Origin of the sequence: Streptomyces sp. 7N604 (assembly GCF_052245475.1) — a bacterium.
GTDB lineage: Bacteria > Actinomycetota > Actinomycetes > Streptomycetales > Streptomycetaceae > Streptomyces.
Genome location: NZ_JBQQBX010000006.1, coordinates 190,991 through 210,508, shown reverse-complemented (window position 1 = coordinate 210,508; position 19,518 = coordinate 190,991). Strand labels below are relative to the sequence as shown.

16 protein-coding genes and 2 pseudogenes are annotated in these 19,518 nt (G+C 67.6%); 10 read left to right on the top strand and 8 right to left on the bottom strand.

The window, feature by feature from the left end; translation table 11 throughout:
- Nucleotides 1-298: 298 nt before the first annotated feature.
- The gene (locus tag ACTWP8_RS09025) at nt 299-1,024 is read right to left on the bottom strand and encodes a hypothetical protein (RefSeq protein WP_443321616.1); all 726 of its coding nucleotides are present in this window, start codon (nt 1,022-1,024) and stop codon (nt 299-301) included.
- 241 nt (nt 1,025-1,265) lie between these two features.
- Nucleotides 1,266-1,511, bottom strand: a pseudogene (locus ACTWP8_RS09020) (TnsA-like heteromeric transposase endonuclease subunit); the annotation flags it as partial.
- 902 nt (nt 1,512-2,413) lie between these two features.
- Here ACTWP8_RS09020 and ACTWP8_RS09015 point away from each other — a divergent pair.
- Both ACTWP8_RS09015 and ACTWP8_RS09010 read left to right on the top strand, forming a co-directional pair.
- Nucleotides 2,414-3,313 carry a tyrosine-type recombinase/integrase gene (locus tag ACTWP8_RS09015; protein ID WP_443321615.1) on the top strand — a complete coding sequence of 300 codons (900 nt, stop codon included), beginning with the start codon at nt 2,414-2,416 and terminating at the stop codon, nt 3,311-3,313.
- Nucleotides 3,259-5,055 (top strand): tyrosine-type recombinase/integrase, encoded by a 1,797-nt coding sequence (locus ACTWP8_RS09010; RefSeq protein WP_443321614.1) that lies wholly within the window; start codon nt 3,259-3,261, stop codon nt 5,053-5,055. The genes ACTWP8_RS09015 and ACTWP8_RS09010 overlap by 55 nt, the downstream gene beginning before the upstream one ends.
- A 127-nt stretch (nt 5,056-5,182) precedes the next feature.
- On the opposite strand, the gene ACTWP8_RS09005 is transcribed toward ACTWP8_RS09010, so the two are convergent.
- Nucleotides 5,183-5,917, bottom strand: a complete 735-nt coding sequence (locus tag ACTWP8_RS09005) for an ASCH domain-containing protein (RefSeq protein ID WP_443321613.1) — start codon at nt 5,915-5,917, stop codon at nt 5,183-5,185.
- A 108-nt stretch (nt 5,918-6,025) separates the two neighbouring features.
- Between ACTWP8_RS09005 and ACTWP8_RS09000 the strand changes: the two genes are divergently transcribed.
- From ACTWP8_RS09000 to ACTWP8_RS08985, 4 genes and pseudogenes are all read left to right on the top strand, one after another.
- Complete coding sequence (locus ACTWP8_RS09000; RefSeq protein ID WP_443321612.1) at nt 6,026-6,664, top strand: Mu transposase domain-containing protein; 639 nt, start codon at nt 6,026-6,028, stop codon at nt 6,662-6,664.
- Complete coding sequence (locus tag ACTWP8_RS08995; RefSeq protein WP_443321611.1) at nt 6,627-6,878, top strand: hypothetical protein; 252 nt, start codon at nt 6,627-6,629, stop codon at nt 6,876-6,878. The genes ACTWP8_RS09000 and ACTWP8_RS08995 overlap by 38 nt, the downstream gene beginning before the upstream one ends.
- Nucleotides 6,875-7,659: pseudogene (istB, locus tag ACTWP8_RS08990) on the top strand (IS21-like element helper ATPase IstB). The gene ACTWP8_RS08995 and the pseudogene istB overlap by 4 nt, the downstream one beginning before the upstream one ends.
- Nucleotides 7,660-7,715: 56 nt before the next feature.
- A complete protein-coding gene (locus tag ACTWP8_RS08985) occupies nt 7,716-8,489 on the top strand; it encodes a methyltransferase domain-containing protein (RefSeq protein WP_443321610.1) in 774 nt (257 codons plus the stop codon).
- 439 nt (nt 8,490-8,928) lie between these two features.
- On the opposite strand, the gene ACTWP8_RS08980 is transcribed toward ACTWP8_RS08985, so the two are convergent.
- On the bottom strand, nt 8,929-9,684 hold the full coding sequence (locus ACTWP8_RS08980) for an IclR family transcriptional regulator (RefSeq protein ID WP_443321661.1): 756 nt from the start codon (nt 9,682-9,684) through the stop codon (nt 8,929-8,931).
- Nucleotides 9,685-10,013: 329 nt separating this feature from the next.
- Between ACTWP8_RS08980 and ispH the strand changes: the two genes are divergently transcribed.
- From ispH to ispG, 3 genes are read left to right on the top strand one after another with little or no spacing between them, the layout of a single operon-like run.
- Nucleotides 10,014-11,015 carry a 4-hydroxy-3-methylbut-2-enyl diphosphate reductase gene (gene ispH, locus ACTWP8_RS08975; RefSeq protein WP_443321609.1) on the top strand — a complete coding sequence of 334 codons (1,002 nt, stop codon included), beginning with the start codon at nt 10,014-10,016 and terminating at the stop codon, nt 11,013-11,015.
- 12 nt (nt 11,016-11,027) lie between these two features.
- Complete coding sequence (locus ACTWP8_RS08970; RefSeq protein ID WP_443321608.1) at nt 11,028-12,836, top strand: 1-deoxy-D-xylulose-5-phosphate synthase; 1,809 nt, start codon at nt 11,028-11,030, stop codon at nt 12,834-12,836.
- Nucleotides 12,833-13,984, top strand: coding sequence for a flavodoxin-dependent (E)-4-hydroxy-3-methylbut-2-enyl-diphosphate synthase (gene ispG, locus ACTWP8_RS08965; RefSeq protein ID WP_443321607.1), 1,152 nt, complete (start codon nt 12,833-12,835; stop codon nt 13,982-13,984). Before ACTWP8_RS08970 ends, ispG begins: the two co-directional genes overlap by 4 nt.
- A 361-nt stretch (nt 13,985-14,345) precedes the next feature.
- Here ispG and ACTWP8_RS08960 read toward each other — a convergent pair whose 3' ends face one another.
- Together ACTWP8_RS08960 and ACTWP8_RS08955 are read right to left on the bottom strand one after the other, a co-directional pair.
- Nucleotides 14,346-15,332 (bottom strand): AraC-like ligand-binding domain-containing protein, encoded by a 987-nt coding sequence (locus ACTWP8_RS08960; RefSeq protein ID WP_443321606.1) that lies wholly within the window; start codon nt 15,330-15,332, stop codon nt 14,346-14,348.
- A 489-nt stretch (nt 15,333-15,821) separates the two neighbouring features.
- Nucleotides 15,822-16,214 (bottom strand): hypothetical protein, encoded by a 393-nt coding sequence (locus ACTWP8_RS08955; protein WP_443321605.1) that lies wholly within the window; start codon nt 16,212-16,214, stop codon nt 15,822-15,824.
- A gap of 698 nt (nt 16,215-16,912) precedes the next feature.
- Here ACTWP8_RS08955 and ACTWP8_RS08950 point away from each other — a divergent pair.
- Entirely contained in the window at nt 16,913-17,485 is a 573-nt protein-coding gene (locus tag ACTWP8_RS08950; RefSeq protein WP_443321604.1) for a response regulator transcription factor, read from the top strand.
- Here the strand turns inward: ACTWP8_RS08950 and ACTWP8_RS08945 are convergent.
- Together ACTWP8_RS08945 and ACTWP8_RS08940 are read right to left on the bottom strand one after the other, a co-directional pair.
- Nucleotides 17,465-18,241: a transmembrane-type terpene cyclase gene (locus ACTWP8_RS08945; RefSeq protein WP_443321603.1), complete on the bottom strand. Its 777-nt coding sequence runs from the start codon at nt 18,239-18,241 to the stop codon at nt 17,465-17,467. The genes ACTWP8_RS08950 and ACTWP8_RS08945 overlap by 21 nt on opposite strands.
- 81 nt (nt 18,242-18,322) lie before the next feature.
- Nucleotides 18,323-19,516 (bottom strand): hypothetical protein, encoded by a 1,194-nt coding sequence (locus ACTWP8_RS08940; protein ID WP_443321602.1) that lies wholly within the window; start codon nt 19,514-19,516, stop codon nt 18,323-18,325.
- Nucleotides 19,517-19,518: the final 2 nt, after the last annotated feature.

The window sequence follows — 19,518 nt, the reverse complement described above, 5'->3', positions numbered from 1 at the left end:
TCCTGCAGCTCAGGCAGTGACCACAACGGCTGTGCGGCGGCGTCCCGGCCCCGGCGCTCCACCGAGGAGCCGAGGTAGCCCGAAACGTACTGCAGGAACTGTGTCCCCACCGTCCCGATCATTCGCTCGATCGTGCAGGTGGACGAAAGGCAGTACGGACCGGGACATCCGCAGAGCATCCGCCCAGCCCGGCCGCATCGGCTCCGGGGTGACGTGCGGGCCAGCAGCAGCGAAGCGTCGACCGACTTCGTCGCCGGCCGCAGCGCTGCCGCGGTCACAGTCCGCGTCGCGACATCGATCACGGCTGTGAGGTCCACCCGCCCCGGCGTGCCGTTGTCCAGCGCACGAGCACATCCAGCGGAGTGGAGTCGATCTGCATCAACTCGCCTGGACACACTGGAGTGACCTGCCCGAACGGCCCCTCCGGACGGCCGGCCAGTGACCGGCGGGTGTGGGCCGAACCCGTTGTGTGCTGCCCTGCGGACAGCTTGCGGAACAGCCGGTAGAAGGTGGCGCGCGACGGGAGCGGAACCACGTTGGGTCCGAACTCGCTCTCCAGGATCTGTTCGACCTGCCAGCGGAAGAACTCCACCGTGCGGCTGGGGCCTTGCACCGTATCCTCGGCGGCAAGGACGCGCTGCAGGACGTCGACCACTCTTGAGTCCGTGTGGCCTGTGGGCGGACGTGCTCGGTCGGCCCGACCATCGACGAGGCCCGCCACCCCCTGAGCCTGGTAGCGCAGGCGCTTGCGCCGGATCGTGCCGGAGCTGACTCCGGGGTGTCGTGAGCCGATCAACTCGGCGGCCTTGGCCTCCTCCCGCTCGGTCAGTGAGCGCGTCGCCGGGTCGTACTGGTCCGACGGCCGGGCGCCGGGGGCCGTCCCGGGTGGCAGGCGCGGGAGCGAGGGTGCGGGGCCGGACTCGACATCTGCCCGCAGCAGCAGATCTGGGAGGCTGACCGCGCTGGCCCGGTTGCGTTTCGTCGGCCAGGTGGACCAGCGTCCCGGCCAGAGGCCCCGGACCACAACAGGTGGAAGAGCACCGGCAGTACCCCGATCTGAGGCCCCGCCTGGGCGGCACCGTGCAGCAGGCCGGTCGGAGCGGCGAACACCTCCACCAGACGACGGCCCACCTCGGCCCGGTGGATCCGTGGTTGGCGGTAGCCCGCCAACCACCGCACGTTCGCCATGAACACTGGATCTGGAACCCAACCCGCCGGAACTCCCAGCTCACTTCGGAGCAGACCGTCGCGGTTGCCGCGAAGGCAGCGGCGTCCCTCTCCTCGATCCGGTCATCGGCCCGCACGTCGATCACGATCCCGGTGCCGTCGACACCATGGGCGAAGAAGTCCGGTGTGTGCCGCCGCACGACTCCTCCCTGCAGCCAGCTCATCCGGAACGGCTGTGACGAGACCCCGCCGATCCGCCGGTCGAAGCCCAGAAGCCTGAGGTGATCCCGCTCCAGCCATGACTCGTAGCCCACGTGCCGGTTCACGGTCGCCGACCAGTACAGACCCGGGTAACTCCGAGACGCCTTGGCGGAGTGGAACGACCTGGCGGGGCAGCGTCCTCGAACCAGACGCCCCAGTGATCAGCGAGAGAACCCGCCATCCGCCCCTCGGACGGAACAGCGAACTCCACCCCGTAGCCAGCTCCTGGTCTGCCCGAACGATCCACCCTCAGCGCTGCCGAGCCCATCGCGCACTCCCGCCACGTCGCAGATGTACGGCGTTAGGGACCACGAAAGCGCCAGCGGGGCAGGTTCAGTGAGATAACCACCCGAACGAGGCACCTTCCTTGAGACGCAGAAACGGGGTCTGATTCTGGTGAGCTCGCGTCTTGGAGATGCCTGCCCCCGTCGTCGCGGACGCTCTCGGCTACCACAACAAGACCACCACCCGCCTGCGCAACCAGACCGGTGGGACGTGGAGCCGATACGCCGCTGGAGATCACACACGGTCACCGGTGTCCTCTCGCATCCGACCTGGCGCAGAGCATCGCCGCTGGGCACCGCGAAGCGGGTCGGTACGCGGCTGGAGGAGGAGTTCGGGGTCACGCTTCCGTACACCACGGTGCGGGACTTCGTCACCGCCCGCCGCCGGGCGATCGCCGAGGAGGGCGGGGTGCCGGTCGAGGGCTACCTGATCCGGCACAACGCTCCCGGGGCGGACGCCGAGGTGGACTTCGGAGAGGTATGGGTCGACCTCGCCGGGCAGCGGGTGAAGTGCTATCTGTTTGCCTTCCGCCTGGCCTACTCGGGCCGGGCGGTGCACCGGATCTCCCGCTCTTGCGGGCAGCAGGCGTTCTTCGAAGGGCACGTGCACGCGCTGTCCGTGCTTGGCGGTTATGTGGGTGATAACTCTTCCTCGATCTCGTGTTGCCCGTCAGGATGGTCGCTCCCGTCGAGGAGCTCAGATGGCCTGGCAGCCGCAGTTGGTGCGACGTGTCGATGCTGCGGGCAACCCTGCTGCATCGCTCGGGCACGTCCTGGTCGACGACTACCTGGAGTTCGTGGCGGCCCGCTGCAGGCCGAACACCCTGCTGGCCACCGCCTTCGACTTGAAGGTCTTCTTCTCGGTGGTGCCCAAGGAGCCGGCCGACGTCGTCACCGCGGACATCTTCGCGTTCATCACCGCGCAGAAGAAGCCGCGTCAAGGCCCGAAGGTCGTCCGGCTCGAAGACGGCGAAACCGGACTCTCAGCCCGGACCATCAAGCGTCGGCTCGCCAGCATCTCCGGGCTGTTCGGCTACCTGATGACCCGCGACGACCTCGCTGTCGACCGCAACCCGGTGCCGACGGGACTGGCAAACCGCCGCCGCAGCGGCACCCGCGGGGCACCTCTGCTGCGCACGCCTCGCACCCTCCCACGCGTCCTCTGGCCGAGCGAGGTCGAGACGGTCCTCGGCGCCCTGAACACTGCACGGGACAGGGCGATGATCCTGGCGATGCTGTTGGGCGGGCTGCGCCGCTGCGAGGTCCTCGGCCTGCGCCTGGGTGACCTCTCACCGGGCGAGCGTCGGGTCTTCATCAGCGAGGGCAAGGGCGGCCACCAGCGCCTGATATCCGTCTCCGCGCAGTTCTTCAGCGCGGTCGGCGACTACCTGGACCGTGAGCGTCCGCCGGTCGAGCACGACCAGCTGTTCGTGGTGTTGCGCGGGCCGACCCGGGGTCGGCCGCTCTCCGCCGACGGCCTCGACGAGATCCTCGACGGCGTCCGAAGACGAGCCGGACTACCGCCCGCGCCGCGGCCCTGCCGATCGTGCGCCCGGACCTGGTCGAGTTCTACCTCGCCCACCGGGCCGCGCAGGGAATGAACACCGACCACAAGGTCCGCTGGGGCGCGCGGGCACTGCTTGCCGCAGTGCCTGACCTGACCGACTTCTGTCGCCTGCCACTGGAACGGCAGCTCGCCTTCAACCACGAGACCCACCGGTTCATCAGCTGGCTTGCGGTCACGGGACGGATGCAGCCGGGCGCGGACTACCTGGTCGCACGGCGCCCGCGACTGGGGATCGTACTCGCCCGCACGGAGCCGGAACTGCACCTGCGGTTCATGGAGACCGCCCGCACACTCGGCTTTCGCGACACAGTGGCCATGACCCAGTTCAACCTGCTGGGTCACTTCGTGGCGCTGTTCGGCAACCAGCCCCACGAACTGCAGCAACGCGACTGGGACGAGGGACGCCGCCTCCTGCTGGACGCGGCACGCAGCATCCCCAACCGCGGCGTCAAGGCTCTGTCGACCGCCCTGTTCAACCTCGAAGCCACCCTGTTCCACTGCGAGTTGACCGACCAGCTCCCGCGCCGACGCACCCCGGACCGGGCCGACATGCGAGCCCGTGAATGGGCCCGCGTACCGGCCAGGATGGCGGAGACGATGCAGCACTATCTGCAGCAGATCGCCGGGACGCTGCGGCCGGGCACCGTGAAGAACGCCGAGCTGACCCTGCGAGAGTTCGCCCTGCGGGTCGCCGCCGAAGACGCGGCCGTCAGCTGCGTCGCCGAGCTCAAGCGGCGACACGTCGAACGCTACCGACAGTGGCTGCTGGAGCGGCCGGCTGCCCGCGGAGGCCCGCTGCACCGGCACACCGTCCGCGACCGCCTGAGCAAACTCCGCGGCTTTCTCCGCCGCCTCGACGAATGGGACACCGCCGACCGGTCACCCCGCCAGCTGGTGTTCGACAGCGACTTCCCGATAGCGGACGAACCACTGCCACGCTTCCTCGACGACGCCGCGGCCGCCAAACTGCTGTCCGCCGCCAGACGGGACCTCGACCCGTTCGCCCGCCTGGCCATCGAAATTCTCGCCCGCACTGGGATGCGACGCAGCGAGATGCTCGGCCTCACCATCGACGCGGTCGTGCAGATCGGCTCCGCCTACTGGCTCCGTGTCCCGGTCGGCAAGATGCACACCGACCGCTACGTTCCCCTGCATCCGCAGCTCAAGAGGCTGCTGGACGACTGGCTGCTGCACCGCCCCGAGGGCCTGCGCTCGAACCTGCTGTTCACCGACCACGGCCGCCCGGTCAACGCCTCCCGCATCGAGGCCGCAGTCCGCAAGGCCGCCGAGCGGGCCGGACTGGGCAGGGTCACCCCGCACCAGCTGCGCCATACTCTGGCCACTCAAGCGATCAACCGGGGCATGTCCCTGGAGGCCATCGCCGCACTTCTCGGACACAAATCGTTGTCCATGACACGTGTTTACGCGCGGATCGCTGACCGGACCGTTGCCGACGAGTACTTCGCCGTCTCGGAGAAGGTCGAGGCACTCTACGATGCCCCGCGCCAGCTGCCTGCCGATGCCGAGGGCTCGGAGATGGCCAAGCTTCGCCGGGAGATGCATCGCCGGATGCTTGGCAACGGCTACTGCGCCCGCCCCATAGAGATGGACTGCCACTTCGAGTCGATCTGTGAATCTTGCACGTTCTTCGTCACCACGATCGAGTTCCGGCCCACCCTCGAACGCCAACGAGACGACGCGGCAGCGAAGGGACAAGTCACACGCGAGCAGATCTTCAACGGACTCCTCAGCCGACTCGATGGAGAAGCGTCCTGACGGGCCCATTCAACATGAACGTTCCGGCCAGCTGTAGATGTGACGCCGATATCACAAAAGGGCGCCCGATGGGATCGCAAGGCGTCCGCACTGCGATCCCATCGGGCATGGAGCTATCCACGCTGCATCACTCCACGGCGTCAGGCGCTTCGACCGTAAACGTCACAAAGTCGACTTCGGCATCGGAGGGCAGGCCGGGATAGTGGCCCTGGAGGCCCTTCTTGAGCTGGTCGATGCTCGTGAAGCCATCGAGCCGAGCTTGTGCGGCCGTGAGGCGATCGAGCCGGTGGCGTTGGACGCCGGTGACGGTGCCGTTCAACGTGCGGTGGGCTTCGTCGTCCTCGAAGAGGAAGATTGCGGGACCCGGCGCGATCGGATCGTCGTAGCGGACGGTGGAGGTCTTCCGCGCGGTGGCGATGGCCTCGTAGTAGCGCTTGTTGAACCGAACAATTCGACGCGCATCCGCATCGGGGAAGAAGTAGGTGTCCGGCAGAAGCTTCCGAATTGGGCGCAGTGTCGGCCCGTCGTCGGTCGGTACGGCAACGAAGACGTCGGGATGGAGGTCGAGAAGGGATTGGCGGCAGCGGCCGCACGGCGGGATCAGGCCGCGACCCTGATCTCCCGCGGCGGCGATTATGACGAGCGGGCCGGCTCCCGCTGCTGCGGCGGCACCGAGGACGACGAGTTCGGCGCACGGTCCGCCGGTGAAGTGGTAGACGTTGACCGCCTCATGGATCCTGCCGGCCGTGTCCATCGCCGCTGCGGCTACGGTGTGGTTCGGGTCGCTGCCGAGGGCAGCAGCGAGCCGTTCCGCAGCCTCGATGACGCGGCGTTCGGAGTCGAAGAGCTTCATGGAGACCATGGCGCCGACCCTAGATCGGCCCAGCCGGGCTCCTCGACACAATTGTTCTAATGAGCCTCGCCCTCAGCGAGGTCGGTGGCTTGACATCGAGACCCGCAAATTAGAGGGGTGTCGGCGGGGCAGGTCCGCTACGACAACCTCACCCCGGACGTTCGCAAGGTCATCTTCCGCAGTCGGCTGCGGGAGGAGAATCCGAAGTGGACCGCCCTGCGCGAGTTCTACGGGTTCAGTCCGTTCTATTGCGAGCCGGGACTGCGCGGCGCCCACGAGAAGGGCGGAGTGGAGGGCCCGGTCGGCTATTTCCGGCGCAACTACCTCACCCCGGTCCCGCGAGCGGTGACGCTGGGGGATCTCAACCAGCAGATCACCGTGTTCGAGGAGCGTGAGCTGGAGAGTCGCATCGGCTCACGGATCCGCACGATCGGGCAGGACTTCGCCCGGGAGGCGCCACACCTGCTCCCTTTGCCGCCGGATCCGTTCGAGACGGCGATGACCTTCCAGCCGCGGGTCGACCGCTACAGCAGGATCACCGTCAAGATGTGCTCGTACTCCGTCCCGGTCCGCTTCATCGACCGCAAGGTCACCGTCCACCTGACCGGCGACACGCTCGTCGTGTTCGACAACCGCCGCGAGATCGCCCGCCATGCCAGGCTCTGCCAGGCTCGCCGGCCGCGGCTTGGAGCACTTGGTCCTCGACCACTACCTGGAAGTGCTGCTGCGCAAGCCCGGCGCCCTGGACCGCTCTGAGGCGTTGCACCAGGCCCGCGCCGAGGGCACCTTTACCGTGACCGCGGACCCGGCGCCGCCGGACCAGACCGAGCCGCCCGGCCCGCAGCTGCCGCAGGTCAGCCACCTCACCCCGCGCCGCCTGGCCAAGCCGCTGCCCGAAGACGTCCGCCCGCTGCCCCGCTTGGAGCAGTGGGACGAACTGCTCCAGCTTCGCCGGAAGGATTCGCCATGACTGCCGCCCATCACGCGCTCACCGCCCAGGCGTCCGACGCCGCGATCGACACCGCCTGCCGCATGCTGAGGCTGCCCACCATGCGGGCCCAGGCCGCCGACACCATCGCCCGCGCCGAACGCGAAGGGCTCTCCTACGCGGGCTTCCTCGCCGAGCTGCTGATGGCCGAGTGCGAGGACCGCGACCGCCGCCGGGCCGAACGCCGCATCCGGGCCGCCCACTTCCCCCGCGAGAAGTCCCTGCGCGACTTCGACTACAGCGCCAACCCCAACGTCGATCCGGCCGTCCTCCACAACCTCGCCACCTGCGACTGGATCACCAAGGGCTACCCGCTGTGTCTGATCGGGGACTCCGGCACGGGCAAGTCCCACCTACTGATCGCCCTGGGCACTGCGGCCGCCATGGCTGGCCACCGCGTCCGCTACACCACCGCAGACAGCCTGGTGAACGAGCTCGTCGATGCCGCCGACGACAACAACTCGGCAAGACCATCGCCCGCTACGGACGCGTCGACCTGCTCGAAATCGACGAGCTCGGCTACCTCGAACTCGACCGCCGCGGCGCCGAGATGCTCTTCCAGGTTCTCACCGAGCGGGAGGAGAAGAACAGCATCGCGATCGCCTCCAACGAGGCGTTCACGGGCTGGAGCAAGACCTTCACCGATCCGCGGCTCTGCGCGGCGATCGTCGACCGGCTCACCTTCAACGCCACTCTTATCGAGACCGGCACGGAGTCCTACCGCCTGGCCCGCACCAGGGCCAAGAACAACGGCACCAAATAGAAGCCTGTCCTCGGACGGTGCTGCTTCAACTCCTGGACCCTGTTTCACTTTCCCGCATGTCAACAACTCTCGGCGCGTCCCGACCTGACCCGGCTGCCTACATGCTGCGAACCGCGGCCAGCCCCGCCGGCCGCGGCTACAAGCAGGAGTTGATGGAGTTGCTGGACATCCAGCCAGGCCAGATTGCGCTCGACGTGGGATGCGGCCCGGGCACGGACCTTCCGACACTGGCGGAACGCGTCGGCGCGAGCGGCACGGTAATCGGCGTGGACCGCGACCCGGCGATGCTGGCCGAGGCCCGCCGACGCACCAGCGACCTGCCTGCAGTCCAGATCCGCGAGGCAGACGCCCACGCCCTCCCCGTCGAGCCCGGCACGGTGGACCGGGCCAAGATCGACCGGGTTCTCATGCATGTCGCCGAGCCGACCGGTGTGCCGGCACAACTCCACCTGGCCACCCAGCCGGGGGCGCGGATAGCTCTGGCTGAGCCGGACTGGGACACCCTGGTCGTCGATGCGGAGGATCTCGACACAAGCCGCGCGTTCACCCGTTACACCACGTCGGAAGCGGTCCGTCACGCCACCATCGGCCGCAGCCTCGCCCGTCACGCGGAACAGGCAGGCTTCGTCGTCGAGACGGTGAGGGCCACGACGCCGGTCTTCCTCGACTTCCAGGACGCGGATCACACCCTGGGACTCGGCCGCAACATGCACCAGGCCATCCAAGACGGTCACATCGACGAAGCACGCGGCCGTCGGTGGTTCACCTCGCTCTCCGAGGGACCATTCTTCGCCTCCTTCACCCTCGTCACCGTGATCTGCTCCCGCTGACAAAGGGCCGGGACTCGCGCGGTGACAGCCGCGCCAGTCCCAGTGCCGTTCTCGGGGCCCGTCGGTCCTAAATCAAGCCCCGCCTCCGGAGCCACCTCGCAACGCCTGATCTTCACAAATCATCCGCGAACTGGGGCCAGTTGGAGTCGCCCTGGTGGGGCCGCTGACGGACGCTCTATCTAGCCAGTTTGGGGATAGTTGACAACTGGTCAATTGGTTCGGAAGGCCGCGCTGTCGTGCTGGAGGGACCCTTATCCAATTTGCGAAAGTAGCCCACGGGGCGCTGTCGGCGTGCAGGGGGAGGGCGGGGTCGTTGTGCCTTTCCCTTGACCATCGGTCAGGGGCGGCGCCGGGGTCGGCTGTAGCGGCTGGCCGACGGCCGGGAACGTCGGCCGCGCAGGTCGTCGGCCCGTCGCCGCCTGCATGCTTCGACGAACCGTCAGCACGCCCCGGCCAGGTTCTCTTCGATGGTGCCGACGGTATCGAGCAGAACGCGCCCCACGCTGCGCAGGTCCATGTTCACGGTGTCGCCCACCACGATCGCGGCCACCGGGTGGGCCTTTCCGAGGTGGACCGGAGCTGCCACCTCGACGAGTCCGGGTATGTACTCACTCCTCGCATAGGACAGTCCGGTTCGTCGGATCCGCTCGAACTCACGCCGCATCGTGTCCGCCCTGCGGACGGTCCACCGCGTATCCGCGACCGGTGTGGTGCCATAGAAGTCCGACGGATTTCGCATGCTCTTCGCGAGCAAAAGCTTGCCTGCCGCCGAGCAGTGCGCCGGGAAGGGGTGTCGTAACGCCATCGCGAGCCGGACGTGCTCCTGGCCGTAGAGGGTCCCGACGTGTTGGACCTTCGTACTCGAAAGCATGGCTACGCTGACAATCTTGTGAGTGAGCTGGAACAACTCGATCAGGAAGGGAGTGATCGTGTAACTGAAGCTCTGCGCCCTGGCCAGACCGCTCGTGGCTCCCAATTGGAACAGGTAATCCCCGAGCGCGTAGTACTTCGACTCCATCCGGACGGTGAGACGAAGATCGGTCAGAACCCGCATCAGGCGGTGCAGCGTCGATTTCGGCAAGTTGACCAGCCGTGACAACTCTGACAGGGTCAACGGCCTCGATGCCCCGGCCAGTGCCTCGAGCACGGCGAGCACTTTCCGCAGAGGGCCTCCCGCGGATCCGGTCGCGTTCATCTCAACCACTTCACCGGCGGCTGCTCCACGGTGCAGCTCCCGAGAATTCCGTCCAACGTTCACCGCGATGCTCCCGTCGCTGAAGCGCACAACTGGCTCATGACTACCTGAGCTCGGGCGGCGAGCTCAAGATCGACGAAGGCTGCTGTCCCGTAGAACCATGTGATCGGGCCCTTTTGGAACCATGCGAGGTGTTCCTTTGCGACCGCGTCAGGTGTGTCGCGCCGATTCCCGTGGACATGATCCCGGTCGCGCCTGCGGCATCGACCGTTCTGGAAAGTGGAAACCGTCATTGAGCGGATGACCTTTCCCTCCCTACTCTCCCGGGCATGGCAAACGTGAGCTCGGACGAGCATGTGAAGAACGGCGGCGCACGTCGCATCCTGCTGGCTGGTCCTCGGTCCTTCTGTGCAGGTGTCGAGCGTGCCATCGAGATCGTCGAGCGAGTTCTGGAATCGCGCGGCGCTCCGGTCTACGTTCGCAAGGAGATCGTGCACAACGTCTCCGTTGTCGACGACCTCGCACGGCGGGGCGCGATCTTCGTCGAAGAACTGGACGAGGTGCCCGACGGTGCGACGGTGGTGTTCTCCGCGCACGGGGTCTCCCCTGCCGTGCGTGAGGAGGCGGCTCGCCGTGGTCTCGACGTCATCGACGGAACCTGCCCCCTAGTCGCCAAGGTCCATGCAAAGGCCCGCCGCTTTGCGGCCCGGGGCGACACGGTCGTGCTCGTCGGTCACGCCGGGCACGAGGAGGTCGAGGGAACCCTCGGTGAAGCGCCGGACTCCATGGTGCTGGTCTCGACGGTCGATGACGTCCGAGAGCTGTCACCGGCCGATCCGCGGCAGGTCTCCTACCTCACCCAGACCACTCTCGCGGTCGACGAGACCGCCGAGGTCATCGACGCCCTGCGGGAGAGGTTCCCGCTGCTGCACGAGCCGGCGTCCGAAGACATCTGCTACGCCACCACGAACCGGCAGAACGCGCTCAACGCGATCGTCGCGGAGGCCGACCTCGTCCTGGTCGTCGGCTCGGCGAACTCCTCCAACTCGGTCCGCCTGGTGGAGCTCTCGCGCCGCCAGGGCACCCCGGCCGAACTGATCGACCGTGCCCGTGACATCCGGCCTGAATGGCTCGAGGGAGTGCGCACCATAGGGCTCACGGCCGGCGCTTCGGCCCCGCCCGAACTGGTCACGGAGGTCGCGACCGCGTTGGCCGAGTTCGGGCCGGTCTCCGTCGAGGAACACGAGATCACCCGCGAGACCATGCACTTCGAACTCCCCCCGGCTGTTGGCGGCAATACGGAGCAGCCGACGGACGGCAATCCGAACTGAACGGGGGAGGACGTGTTGTCCACTGTGCTCAGCCGTGTCATCGGCCCACAGCAGCTCAAGGAGTTGCGCCCGGATCAGCTACCCGCGTTGGCGAGCGAAATCCGGGAGCTCCTCGTCGAACGGGTCTCCTCCGCCGGCGGGCACCTCGGCCCCAACCTCGGCGTGGTCGAGCTGACCATAGCGCTGCACCGAGTGTTCGACTCACCGACCGACCGCATCGTGTTCGATACCGGCCACCAGTCCTACGTCCACAAGATCCTCACCGGCAGGCAGGCCGCCTTCAGCACGCTCCGTGCGGCAGGAGGGCTGTCCGGCTATCCGCTGCGCCAGGAGTCGCCGCACGACCACGTGGAGAACTCGCACGCCTCCACGGCGCTGTCCTATGCGGATGGCCTGGTCAAGGCGCAGCGGCTGCTCGGCGAGGAGCACCGCCGCGTGGTCGCGGTCATCGGCGACGGCGCGCTGACCGGCGGCATGGCCTGGGAGGCCATGAACAACCTCGCTCGAGGCGAGGGCGCGGTGGTGGTCGTCCTCAACGACAACGGCCGTTCGTACGACCCCACGGTCGGCGGTGTGGCCGAGCATCTCGCCGCGCTGCGGAGTGACCGACACCAAGGCCAGAACCTGTTCGAGACCATCGGTTTCACCTATGTCGGCCCCGTGGACGGGCACGACATTGCTGCCGTCGAAAGGGCATGCCGCCATGCTGTGCAGTTGGACCGCCCGGTTGTGGTCCACTGCGTCACTGAGAAGGGGTTCGGCTACGCCCCGGCCGAGCACGACGAGGCCGATCGCATGCACGGCATCGGTGTCATCGACCCTGCGACCGGTCGATCGCGCGTCGGTGGCTCACCTACCTGGACCGATGCGTTCGGCGAGGAGCTGGTGAAGATCGCCGCCACGCAGCCCGAGATCGTCGCACTGACCGCCGCGATGTTGCGACCGGTCGGCATCCACCGGTTCTCCCAGCGGTTTCCCGACCGCGTTTTCGACGTGGGTATCGCCGAGCAGCATGCGGTCACCAGCGCCGCAGGGCTGGCCATGGGGGGCCTGCACCCGCTGATCTGCCTGTACGCCACGTTCCTCAACCGCGCCGTCGACCAGGTCATGATGGACGTGGCCCTGCACGGCCTGCCGGTGACCTTCGTCCTGGACCGTGCGGGAATCACCGGCCCCGACGGCCCCAGCCACCACGGCATGTGGGATCTCACCCTGCTGGGCGCGGTGCCGGGAATGCGTGTCGCATCACCGCGCGACACCACCCAACTCGCCGAACTGCTGCGCGAGTCGTTGTCCACGCGCGACAGTCCCACCGCGCTGCGGTTCCCGAAGGGGAGCGCAGGCCCGAAGATTCCCGCCCTCAAACGCATGGACGGCCTGGATGTCCTGCACCGCAGTCGGTCCCGGCCGCTCGACGTCCTCCTCGTCCCGGCCGGAGTTCTCGCGACTCCTGCCCTCCGTGCAGCGGAGTTGCTGGTCGGCAACGACATCGGGGTGACGGTTGTCGATCCACGCTGGCTGCTGCCGGTCAACCCGACCCTGGTCCACCTGGCGTCCCGCCACCGGCTAGTGCTCTCGCTCGAGGACGGTGTACGTGCGGGGGGTGTTGGCACGGCGCTGGCACAGGCATGCACCGATGCCCAGGTCTGGACGCCGGTGCACACCATGGGGCTGCCCCGCGAGTTCCTGAACCACGGTGAGCGGTCGGCCATCCTCGCCGAACACGGTCTCACCGCGGAATCCATCGCCGAAACCGTGCTCACGCTGCACAGTGCCGTGGCGATACGACACGCACCCCACTTGGAAAGGACACCACGGTGACCCAGGTCGCGCTCGGTATGCCCGCTCTGCCGCCTGCGGTGCTCTCCGAACGCCGCAAGACCCGCCAGCTACAGGTCGGTCCGGTCGGGGTCGGCAGTGACCACCCGATCTCGGTGCAGTCGATGACCACGACCGTCACGGCCGACGTCAACGCCACCCTGCAGCAGATCGCCGAGCTCACCGCGGCCGGCTGCGACATCGTCCGCGTCGCCTGCCCGAGCGCCGATGACGCCGAGGCGCTGCCCGCGGTCGCCAAGAAGTCCAAGATCCCGGTCATCGCCGACATCCACTTCCAGCCGAAGTACGTGTTCGCTGCCATCGAGGCCGGCTGCGCCGCGGTCCGTGTGAACCCGGGCAACATCAAGAAGTTCGACGACAGGGTCGCCGAGATCGCCCGCGCGGCCAAGGACCACGGCACCCCGATCCGGATCGGGGTGAACGCGGGCTCGCTGGACCAGCGACTGATGGAGAAGTACGGCAAGGCCACGCCGGAGGCGCTCGCCGAGTCGGCGCTGTGGGAAGCCTCGCTGTTCGCCGAGCACGACTTCCACGACGTCAAGATCTCGGTCAAGCACAACGACCCCGTGATCATGGTTCGCGCCTACGAGATCCTTGCCGAGCGCTGCGACTACCCGCTGCATCTCGGCGTCACCGAGGCGGGGCCGGCGTTCCAGGGCACCATCAAGTCGGCCGTCGCGTTCGGCGCCCTGCTGCGCCAGGGCATCGGCGACACCATCCGCGTGTCCCTCTCGGCTCCTCCGGTGGAGGAGGTCAAGGTCGGCGCGCAGATCTTGCAGTCGCTGAACCTGCGACCCCGCAAGCTGGAGATCGTGTCCTGCCCCTCGTGCGGGCGGGCCCAGGTGGACGTATACAAGCTCGCCGACGAGGTCACCGCGGGCCTGCAGGGCATGGAGGTGCCGCTGCGGGTCGCCGTGATGGGGTGCGTCGTCAACGGCCCCGGCGAGGCCCGCGAGGCCGACCTCGGCGTGGCCTCCGGCAACGGCAAGGGACAGATCTTCGTCAAGGGCGAGGTCGTCAAGACCGTGCCCGAGCACCGGATCGTGGAGACCCTCATCGAGGAGGCCATGCGCATCGCCGAGGGCATGGATCCCGTCGCCGAAGGCGCGCCGACGGTCGTCACCGGCTGACTTCCCGTCATGTGGGAGCCATAGCAGGGGTGCGGTCCGGCCGGTCCGCCGCGTTGCCGAACCGGTGCGCGAGGCAGTCACACGACGGAGCAGACGAGAGGACTCCGCGGGCGCGAGCGCGTACAACTGCGTCAAGAGGGCTTCTTGGCGCTCGGATTGGTTCGCAACCACAGCTACCAAGAGGCCCTGCAGTCTTGCGCTGACCCCGGCGCGATCACCGATCAGGAATTCCGTTCGATCAGCGTCGTAGGCTCGCAGGGCGGACGTCAGGTCGACCAGGCCGTGGTCAGCGACGGCCCGAGTAAGCCTCCGTCGGCAACTTCCGCCGACAGCAGCGCGCGAGTGCCGATCCCGATCGCGATCAGCGACCCGGTGTCAGGGGCGGAGGGCTGCCGGGCTCGAGGCGGTTGGCCATGGTGCGCCATTCGCGGGGGGACATGCCGTAGGCGCCCCGGAACACGCGGCTGAAGTGGGACGGGCTGGTGAAGCCGAAGCGGTGGGCGACGGCCGCGACCGCCGGGCCGTGGCGGCCCAGTTCCCGGCGGCTGGCCTCCAGTCGACGGCGCTGGATCCACCGGCTGACCGTGGTGCCCTCGCTTTGGAACAGCCGGTGCACATAGCGAACGGACAGATGGTGGGCCGCGGCGATGGTCTGCGGGGACAGGTCCGGGTCGCCGAGGTGGCGGTCGATGAAGGACTGGATGCGCAACCGCAGCGCGGCAGTGGCCGCATCAGCGGTGTCGGCGGCCTCTCGGCCCAGTTGCTCGGCGACCAGCGTGCCCAGCAGGTCCACGGCATTGCGGGCGAGCAGGTCGCCGATGTGCGGTGGATAGGTGGTGGCCTCGGCGGCGAGCCGGGCCAGGAACGAGGCCACCAACGCGGCCGGCCCCTTATCGGGCCGCAGCGGCACCGCGGTGATGCGTCGCAGATCGGCCTCACGCAGGCCCAGCGCCTGCCGCGGTATGGCGAAGACCCGCATCCGGAACGGTTCGGCGAAGCTGAGGGCGTAGGGCCGACTGGTGTCGTAGAAGGTGAGGTCGCCCGGGCTGAGAAGCGCTTCCCTGCCGTCCTGCGCCACCATGCCCGGGCTGCGGCCCTGCACACCCACGCTGAAGTGGTCCCGGTCGGCCTGGGCGATCAGGCCCTTGGTGCGGCGCACCCGGTTCGCGTCGGCCTCGATGGTGGAAATCTGCAGGCAGCCCAGCCGGTCGGCGGTGAGACTCCCGCGGAACGGCGCATCGCCGCAGGGGGCGATGTCCAACGGCACGCAGGTCTGCTCGATCACCTCATGCCAGTAGGCCAGCCGTTCACCGACGGGCACCGACGCCGTGGACAGCACGCGACGCATCCGAAGTCTCCCCCCACTTCTCCCTGCCAACGTAGCCGCCGCAGCGCGGTGCAGATCAGTGCACTCTCGGACAAGTGTCGGTTCGCTGGCAGACAAGCGCCGCCTGCCACCGGCTCTAACCTCGGGTGGTGGCGCCGACCGGCTGGTTTGTACGTCATGGCGCCTGTTGCCTACAAGATCCATTGCCATCAGGGATGGGAGACATGGAACCATTAGCCCGAAACCGCCAGGTGGTCAGCCGGCGCGCTGTGCTGCACGGCACAGCGGCCGGTGCGGCCGGGATCACCTTGGGCGCGGGTACCGCACTCGCCGGCGCGGGAGCGGCACGGGCGGCAGGCCCGGCCGGGATGCCGCCGTATCGGTACGTGGCCTTCGCCGACTCCCTGGCCGGGCCGTTCGCCGAGTACCCGGACAATGACCCGGTCCAAGAGCAAGGACGGCGACGCGCGCCGCCGTGGTCGGTCTGTCCGCCACATCGATGGCGGTCACTCAGATCGGCTCCGCCTCGGCTGACTTCTGGAGCGCGGAGAAGGTGCGCATCAGGGCGGCCACCGGCCAAAGCGAGTGTCGCACCGCCCACGAGCGGTCCACCGATCCGGTGGTTCTCGAAAGTTGCGACACGGACAACCTCCGAGGCAACTGGCGGATCATTCCCAGCAACGCGTACGACCGCTTCATGGTCAAGAACTGGGCTTCCGGGGAGTGCCTGGACGCCGGATCGGGCACCAGGGCGCTGGTGTACACCTCCCCCTGCGACGCCCCCAGTCGGGCAGGAAACGGGCAGTGCTGCGGGCCGATTCGGGCAAGCGAACGGGCATCGGACCGTCGCTTGAGCACGTCGGCCCAGGACTCGCGTCCCACTGTGCGGTCAAACTCGGTCACGATATCTGCCATAGTGGGCCCGCCCTGTCCGTTCGCCTGCCGGTAAAAAGGTATATGGCAGCCCGAACTGGAATGGCACCAACGGACAACGAAGTCCGTCACCGCCGACCCATTCCATAGGCGGTGCTTGCCGAGCGCGCGGGGCGTTCCAGGATCCCGGACATGTCCACGATGCGCGTCCCAAGTCCTGGTCCACTGCCCGAGGGTCTTCAAGACGGGAGACCCGAACCGCCCGGTGGCCGGTGCGAATTCAGAGGGGGGAACTCCTTGCAGCAATTGCTACCGCCCAGCAACCGCGCACCGAGAGCCTGTTCCGCAGAGCCGCCGAAGAAATTCTCAGAGCTCTCGGGCTGCTTGGGGAGTCCGAATGTGTTGGCGAGATGCGGCTTGAGGCCGGACATGCGCAAGGTTCCGACTGTGCTGCGGGCATCCGCGGCTCGTCAGTGAGACTCAGTACCTGTCGGGCGCGTCTTGTGACCCTTGACCAGGATTGTCGCGCGGTTCTCGGCCGCCCGCCGCGCCTCAGACGCGCCGCCACCTGTACATAAACCACAACGATCGTGACCTGGAGCAACCAAACGCTCTTGGAATCGAACACCCTTGGGGGATAGGTGAATTATCAGCAGAAAACCGTGACTGGTAGGACTGCGGTAAACCTGGTGAGAGCGCTGGTCCGGGCACCGGATCCGCTGACGCATATGGCAATCAGCAGCCACCTCAGTTCCACGCCGAACATCGAGGTCGTTTCGGGCGAGCGCGTTCCGGCCGACGTCGCCGTGGTCGTCGCGGAGCGGTTGTCCGTGGAGGTGACGTCGTCACTGCGCAGGATGAAGGAATCCTTAGGCGTGCCGGTGGTTCTGATTACTTGCGATTTCGACCGGACCGATGCGTTCACCGCGGTGGAGTGCAACGTCGTCGCGCTGCTGCCGCGAGCGGTGGCCACCAGCGACCGCATCGAGGAGGCCGTACTGACCGCCGCGTCCGGCGGGGGTGCGCTCCCCTCAAAGATGCTCGGCGAGCTGCTCAGACAGATCGAGCGGATCCAGCGCGAGATCCTGTCGCCGCACGGCTTGCACAACTCCGGACTGACCCCACGAGAGATCGATGTCCTGCGGCTCTTATCGGAAGGCCTGGACACCGCTGAGATCGCCGGCGAACTGTGTTTCTCGGAACGGGCCGTGAAGCGGGTCATCTTCGAGGTCACCAGGCGCTTCAACCTGCGTAACCGGCCCCACGCGGTTGCGTATGCATTACGCAGGGGCGTCATCTGACATCGGCCGGACGCCCGCGCTCGGCGAGGACGTCGGCCCAGGGCTGAATCCCGTCAGTGGCCCGGCGACCGTCGTGGGTGTGCGCAACGCCCACGACGGTCGTCCCTCCGCACGCATCGTCCCGTGCAGCATCACCAGATAGGCGATGTCCAGACCGACATAGGTCGGAACCAGCACCAGGAACAGCAGGTGGGACGGATAGACGAGGAAGGCGGTCAACCCGGCGAAGAGGGATCCGACGAACTTCGCGACGGCGATGTGCATGGACTGTCCCAGACTGGACCCGCGTCGCTTGAGCATCAGGAGGAACGAGGCGCTCAGCGGCACCTGGATGATCATTCCGGTGTACATCCCGTCGCGGTCGTGGAACTCATTGGCGACTACCATCACGATCAGCGCCGCCCATATCAGCACGCCGACAACCGTCCACCTGAAGGCACGCGGCGACAGCCCGGGACAGTCGTGTCGCCCGTACCGGAACGCCTGATAGAGCAGGACGACGTTGAAGAGAACCCAGAAGAAGTTGATCTGCCGCTGCGTCGGCGTCTGTTCCAGGAGGAAGGTGAGGCTGAACTCCCATGCGAAGTTCACCGCTACCAGGTACGCGGGAATGCCCACCCGTCCGTCCAGGACGGCCTGCCGGATGGCCAGCACGTAGGTCACTATCCAGCCGACTGCAGTCGGTCCGGCGACCGACCAGAAAAGCCGTCCCGGGACATCGGCCGCCCCCACCGTAACCGGCGCGGTCTCCGACATCGGAATGAGGAAAGGGGGAAGCCAACCCATGGGATTCCTTGCGTGCGAGGGAACGTGCGAGGGAAGCAGATGAGCGAGCGGTCAGAGACTGGGCACGATGGAGTCGAGGCCGAAGAATGCCCCGCCGTACAGTTCATGACCGACATGCACGTTGAGCATCGCGTGCCGGGCCGCGGTGTTGGCGTCCCGCCAGTACTGCTGCAACGGGTTCGACTCGGCGAAGGCGGCCGCCCCGTGGGCCCACATCAGCTCGTCGAGCGCGATGGTTACCAGGTTGACCGCCTGACCGACGTCGCCACGGATCCGGCGCAGCTCGCTTTCCGGAAGGGCGACCGCCGCTGAGGCGGCCTCGTCGATCACCTCCGCGGACCGGTTCACGTGCATCTCGGCCGCATCGATGGTCAGCGCCGTCTTGCCGAGCGACGACACGAAGGTCCGCGAGTCGGGCCGGCTCCTGTAGATGGTCGGCGCGATGCCCCGTCCGGGCGCTTGGTCGACGACGAAGGCGCGCGCCGCCTGACCGATGCCGATCACCACTGACGCACAGATAACGGCCATGGCCGCCACGGCGGGTGAGCGGAACAGAGGTGGCAGGGTGACATCGGTGGTGTTCTGACGGCCCAGTTGCACTTCGACCGGTATCACCCGGTGCTCGGGGACGAGCACCTCTTGGGCGACGGCCGTGTGGCTCCCGGTGGCGCGCATGCCCACCGTGAACCAGGTGTCCTCGACCGTCAGGTCGGTGGTCGGCACGAGTACCGACACGAGACGGACGGTTTCCCCTTCGGTATCTGTCTCCTTCGCGCTCAGGATCGCCCAGTCATCGTGCAGGATTCCGGAGGCGTACGGCCACTTCCCGGTGAGCAGATAACCGCCGGCGGTCCTGACCGCGTCACCCGCTGCCACGAAGATCGAGGCGAGCTTGGCGCCGGGGTTGTTCCCGAATACCTCCTTCTGCGCGACCCCCGGGAACCTCGAGGCGAGCAGGTTCGATCCGTTGATGTTGTTCACCACCCACGAGGTGGACGGGCAGTAGTGGGAGAGGGCCTTGGTGACCTCACTCAGGGTCCTCACGTCGGCCTCAAGACCGCCGTAGGCCCTCGCGGTCCAGACCATGCCCACCTGCGATCCGTCGATGGCCCGGACCGTGGAGTCGGGCAGTCTGCGTTCCCGGTCGCCCTCGGCGACTCCGTCCGCGAGAACCGGTCCGATGGAGTGGACCCTCTCCACCAGCTCGAGGCGCACGTCCTTCGTGTCCGTTCGCATGTTCGTCATAA